The 5,097-nt window shown below is 70.9% G+C and carries 6 protein-coding genes; 4 read left to right on the top strand and 2 right to left on the bottom strand.

All coding sequences use genetic code 11. The features are described from left to right. Nucleotides 1-110: 110 nt before the first annotated feature. The gene (locus ACFW2E_RS21260) at nucleotides 111-1,493 is read right to left on the bottom strand and encodes a glycine--tRNA ligase (protein ID WP_384468627.1); all 1,383 of its coding nucleotides are present in this window, start codon (nucleotides 1,491-1,493) and stop codon (nucleotides 111-113) included. Between the two features lie 161 nt (nucleotides 1,494-1,654). On the opposite strand from ACFW2E_RS21260, the gene ACFW2E_RS21255 reads away from it, so the two are divergent. The 4 genes from ACFW2E_RS21255 to ACFW2E_RS21240 are packed head-to-tail and all read left to right on the top strand — an operon-like array spanning nucleotide 1,655 to nucleotide 4,844. After that, nucleotides 1,655-2,614 (top strand): metal ABC transporter substrate-binding protein, encoded by a 960-nt coding sequence (locus tag ACFW2E_RS21255; RefSeq protein WP_384468626.1) that lies wholly within the window; start codon nucleotides 1,655-1,657, stop codon nucleotides 2,612-2,614. A 20-nt stretch (nucleotides 2,615-2,634) separates the two neighbouring features. After that, a complete protein-coding gene (locus ACFW2E_RS21250) occupies nucleotides 2,635-3,450 on the top strand; it encodes a metal ABC transporter ATP-binding protein (RefSeq protein ID WP_384468629.1) in 816 nt (271 codons plus the stop codon). Then, nucleotides 3,438-4,388: a metal ABC transporter permease gene (locus ACFW2E_RS21245; RefSeq protein WP_384468625.1), complete on the top strand. Its 951-nt coding sequence runs from the start codon at nucleotides 3,438-3,440 to the stop codon at nucleotides 4,386-4,388. Before ACFW2E_RS21250 ends, ACFW2E_RS21245 begins: the two co-directional genes overlap by 13 nt. A 33-nt stretch (nucleotides 4,389-4,421) precedes the next feature. Then, a complete protein-coding gene (locus tag ACFW2E_RS21240; protein ID WP_384468623.1) occupies nucleotides 4,422-4,844 on the top strand; it encodes a Fur family transcriptional regulator in 423 nt (140 codons plus the stop codon). Here ACFW2E_RS21240 and ACFW2E_RS21235 read toward each other — a convergent pair. Further along, nucleotides 4,841-5,097: hypothetical protein (locus tag ACFW2E_RS21235; protein ID WP_384468621.1), on the bottom strand; the 257-nt coding region annotated here is incomplete at its 5' end. The two genes, ACFW2E_RS21240 and ACFW2E_RS21235, sit on opposite strands and share 4 nt — an antisense overlap.

The raw sequence follows: 5,097 nt of genomic DNA, 5'->3' as shown, positions 1-5,097 counted from the left end.
GCCTCCCACATCACCCCCCCCCCCCGCCCGCCCCCCCCCGGCGCCCCCCCCCCCCCCCCCCCGCGGCGCGGGCTACCGACCCCGCCCCCCCCGGTATCGGTCCGACAGGTCTAGCAGCCCATCAGGCGCCCGGCGAGGTAACCCTCGATCTGGTCGAGGGACACCCGCTCCTGCTTCATCGAGTCACGCTCGCGGACCGTCACCGCGTTGTCCTCGAGCGTGTCGAAGTCGACGGTGACGCAGTACGGCGTACCGATCTCGTCCTGGCGGCGGTAGCGGCGGCCGATGGCGCCCGCGTCGTCGAACTCGATGTTCCAGTGCTGGCGCAGGGCCTGGGCGAGGCCCTTGGCCTTCGGGGACAGCTCGGGGTTGCGGGACAGCGGAAGCACCGCGACCTTCACCGGAGCCAGGCGGTGGTCCAGGCGCAGCACCGTGCGCTTCTCCAGCTTGCCCTTGGCGTTCGGTGCCTCGTCCTCGACGTAGGCGTCGAGCAGGAAGGCGAGCATCGCACGGCCGACACCGGCCGCGGGCTCGATGACGTACGGAGTCCAGCGCTCGCCGGCCTCCTGGTCGAAGTAGGAGAGGTCCTGGCCGGAGGCCTTGGAGTGGGCGCCGAGGTCGTAGTCGGTCCGGTTCGCGACACCCTCCAGCTCGCCCCACTCGTTGCCGCCGAAGTTGAAGCGGTACTCGATGTCGGCGGTGCGCTTGGAGTAGTGGGAGAGCTTCTCCTGCGGGTGCTCGTACCAGCGCATGTTCTCCTCACGGAGACCCAGGCCGGTGTACCAGTTCCAGCGCTGCTCCATCCAGTACTCCTGCCACTTCTCGTCCTCGCCCGGCTTGACGAAGAACTCCATCTCCATCTGCTCGAACTCGCGGGTGCGGAAGATGAAGTTGCCGGGCGTGATCTCGTTGCGGAAGGACTTGCCCATCTGCGCGATGCCGAACGGCGGCTTGCGACGGGAGGTGGTCTGCACCTGGGCGAAGTTGGTGAAGATGCCCTGGGCGGTCTCCGGGCGCAGGTAGGCCACGGAGCCGGAGTCCTGGGTCGGGCCGAGGTGGGTGGAGAGGAGGCCCGAGAACTGCTTGGGCTCGGTGAACTGGCCCTTGTTGCCGCAGTTGGGGCAGTTCACGTCCGCGAGGCCGTTCTCCGGCAGGCGGTTGTGCTTGGCCTCGTACGCCTCCTCCAAGTGGTCGGCCCGGAAGCGCTTGTGACACGAGGTGCACTCGGTCAGCGGGTCCGTGAAGGTGGCGACGTGGCCGGAGGCGACCCAGACCTCGGGGGCCAGGATCACGGACGAGTCGATACCGACGACGTCCTCGCGCGACGTCACCATGTAGCGCCACCACTGACGCTTGAGGTTCTCCTTGAGCTCGACACCCAGCGGCCCGTAGTCCCAGGCGGCGCGCTGTCCGCCGTAGATCTCACTGCAGGGGAATACGAAGCCACGGCGCTTGCTCAGGCTGACGATGGTGTCGATCTTGTCGGCGGCCACGGTGCTCTCTTCATTACGACGACGGGCGACGAAGCGAGTTGCTTCAGAGCGAATGCTTCAGGTTACCGGCGGGGGCTCCCCCACATCCAAATCGGTATGCCTTATGAGCCCCTCAGCAGGCTTGTTGACAACGGTTTCCATGTTTGTTGAAAATGACTGTCATGAACGCACGACGTCGCCTCATACCCGTCGCCGCGGCGACCACGGTCACCGCCCTCGGGATCGGCACCCTCTCCGCCTGCTCGAACGACACCGCCGAGGCGGCGCAGACGAGCAGGTTCGACGTCGTCACGTCGTTCTATCCGATGACCTTCCTCGCCGAGCGGATCGGCGGGAGCCACGTCCATGTCACCAGTCTGACCTCTCCCGGGCAGGAACCGCACGACCTGGAGCTCAGCACCAAGCAGATGATCCAGCTCCAGGAGTCCGACGCGGTCCTCTACCTCGGCAACCTCCAGCCCTCCGTCGACGCCGCGGTGGCCCAGTCAGAGATCGGGACCAAGATCGACGCGACCTCCCTGACCACGCTGGAGGAGCACGGCAACGAGGTCGGCGGCCACGCGGCCGCGCACGACAGCGACGAGCACACCGAGGAGTCCGGCAAGGACCCGCACATCTGGCTCGACCCGGTGAAGTACGCCCAGGTCGCCAAGGGCGTCGGAGCGGCCTTCGAGAAGGCGGACCCGGACCACGCGGCCGACTACCGGAAGAACACCGCGGCCCTGGTCGAGCGGCTCGACGAGCTGAACACCGAGTTCAAGGAGGGCCTCGCCCGCACGAAGACCGAGGTCTTCATCACCACGCACGCCGCCTTCGGCTACCTCGCCGAGCGCTACGGCCTCACCGAGGAGGCCGTCAACGGCCTCGACCCGGAGTCGGAACCCAGCGCCGCCCGGGTGCGGGACCTGGAGAACATGGCGCGGGCCGACGGCGTCACGACCGTCTTCTACGAGACGCTCGTCAGCGACCGGACCGCGAAGACCATCGCCCAGGACACCGGCCTCAGAGCCGACGTCCTCGACCCGCTCGAGGGCATCACGGAGAAGTCCCGGGGCAAGGACTACTTCTCGGTCCAGGAGGCCAACCTCGAGGCCCTGCGGACAGCGCTGGGGGCGAAGTGACCGGCACGGAGGACGACGCCATGGGCGAACCCGTCATAACGATGCGAGGCGTGAGCGCCGAACTGGGCTCGCGCCCCGTCCTGCGCGGGGTCGACCTGACCGTGCGCCGCGGCGAGGTCGTCGCGCTGCTCGGCGCGAACGGCTCCGGCAAGTCGACCGCGATCCGCAGCCTGATCGGCCAGGTGCCGGTCAGCGGCGGTGAGATCGAGCTGTTCGGCACCGCACGCCGCGTCTTCCGCGACTGGTCGCGCGTGGGATACGTACCGCAGCGCACCACGGCCGCGGGCGGGGTCCCGGCGACGGTGGCCGAGGTCGTCTCCGCGGGCCGCCTCTCCCGCACCCGCTTCGGATTCTTCCGCGGGGCGGACCACGAGGCCGTACGGCGGGCCCTGGAGCTGGTCGGCATGGCGGACCGGGCCAAGGACTCCGTGAACGCCCTCTCCGGCGGCCAGCACCAGCGGGTGCTGATCGCCCGCGCCCTGGTCGCCGAGCCCGAGGTGCTGATCATGGACGAGCCGATGGCGGGCGTGGACCTGGCCAGCCAGGAGATCCTCGCCCGGACGCTCAAGGAACAGGTGGGGCGGGGCACCACGGTCCTGCTGGTCCTGCACGAACTGGGCCCCCTGGAGCCCCTGATCGACCGGGCGGTCGTCCTGCGCGACGGCTGCGTCCTGCACGACGGCCCGCCCCCGCGGGCGGCGGCCGGCACTCCCCCAAGCTCTCGACTTCGTTCGAGCAGGGAGTACCCCCAGCCCGGCCACGACCACGTACACCCGCACGCACCCGCGGGCTCCGAACCGATCCGCACGGGACTGCTGAGCCGATGGACTTCCTGAACTACGCCTTCATGCAGCGGGCGCTGCTCGCCGCCGTCCTGGTCGGCGTCATCGCCCCCGCGGTCGGAATCTACCTGGTCCAGCGCCGTCAGGCCCTGATGGGCGACGGCATCGGGCATGTGGCGATGACGGGCGTCGGCCTCGGCTTCCTGCTGTCCACCTCCCCGGTGTGGATGGCGACGGCGGTCGCCGTGGTCGGCTCCGTGCTGATGGAGCTGATCCGCTGGTACGGCAAGACCCGCGGCGACATCGCCCTCGCCATGCTCTTCTACGGCGGCATGGCCGGCGGCGTGATGCTGATCAACCTCGCGCCGGGCGGCTCCAACGCGAACCTGACGTCGTACCTCTTCGGCTCGCTCTCCACGGTGGCACCCTCCGACGTCACGGCGGTCTGCGTGCTGGCGGGCTTCGTGCTGCTGGTCACGGTGGGCCTGCGCCGGCAGCTGTTCGCGGTCAGCCAGGACGAGGAGTTCGCGCGGGTGACCGGCCTGCCGGTGCGCGCCCTGAACCTGCTGACCGCCGTCACCGCCGCCGTGACCGTGACGGTCGCGATGCGCGTCGTCGGACTGCTGCTGGTGTCGGCGCTGATGGTGGTCCCGGTGGCCGCGGCGCAGCAGCTCAGCCGCAGCTTCGCCGCCACGTTCGCGATCGCCGTCGCCATCGGCGTCACCGTGACCGTCAGCGGCACGATCACGTCCTACTACCAGTACGTGCCGCCCGGGGCGACGATTGTCCTGATGACCATCGCGGCGTTCCTCGTGCTGACGGCGCTGGCCGCTCCGCTGGCCCGCCGCCGCGCTCGGGCGGCCGCCGCGGACCGGCCCGCCGGGGACCCCGCGGAGTGCTCGATTCCGGCCACGCCAGGGGCCGCCGACGAGGTCGGCGTCCGACCGCGCACCGCCCGGACTGGCACAATGGCCCGGCAGACGCAGACGTGAGCCGGCGAACGAGCCAGACGTAGGAGGCAACCGGTGACGACCGCTGGACCGCCCGTGAAGGGCCGTGCGACCCGCCAGCGGGCAGCCGTGGCGGCGGCCCTGAACGAGGTCGACGAGTTCCGCAGCGCGCAGGAGCTCCACGACATGCTCAAGCACAAGGGCGACTCGGTCGGCCTGACCACGGTCTACCGCACCCTCCAGTCCCTCGCCGACGCAGGCGAGGTCGACGTCCTGCGCACCTCCGACGGCGAGTCCGTCTACCGCCGCTGCTCCAGCGGCGAGCACCACCACCACCTCGTCTGCCGCACCTGCGGCAAGGCGGTCGAGGTCGAGGGACCCGCCGTGGAGAAGTGGGCGGAGGCCATCGCGGCGGAACACGGCTACGTCAACGTGGCGCACACGGTGGAGATCTTCGGCACCTGCGCGGAGTGCGCCGCCGGAGAGCGGAAGGCCTAGGGGGAGCCCGGCACCTTCCGCGGTGCCGCGAGGCTCCCCGCCGCGAGCAGCAGCACCACCGCGGCGATCACGAGCAGCGCCCGCCCGGTGCCCAGCGGCACCAGCAGCAGGGTGCCCAGCACGCCGCCCGCGAAGATCCCGGCCACGGTGGCCGTCCACCGGGCCCGCGCGCGCCGCGGGGGGCCGCGCCCGGCGCGCCGCCCCCGGGGGCGCCCCCCCCCCCCCGCGGGGGGCCCCCGGCCGCGCGCGGGCG

This window comes from Streptomyces sp. NPDC058964, from assembly GCF_042741275.1.
Classification (GTDB): domain Bacteria; phylum Actinomycetota; class Actinomycetes; order Streptomycetales; family Streptomycetaceae; genus Streptomyces.
Note: the sequence above shows the minus strand (reverse complement) of the source record. Positions and strands in the feature narration are given on the sequence as shown.

Excerpts from the sequence above, each read along its gene's own strand:
- ACFW2E_RS21245 (WP_384468625.1), top strand. The coding sequence starts at position 3,438 with ATGGACTTCCTGAACTACGCCTTCATGCAGCGGGCGCTGCTCGCCGCC.
- ACFW2E_RS21250 (WP_384468629.1), top strand. The coding sequence starts at position 2,635 with ATGGGCGAACCCGTCATAACGATGCGAGGCGTGAGCGCCGAACTGGGC.
- ACFW2E_RS21255 (WP_384468626.1), top strand. The coding sequence starts at position 1,655 with ATGAACGCACGACGTCGCCTCATACCCGTCGCCGCGGCGACCACGGTC.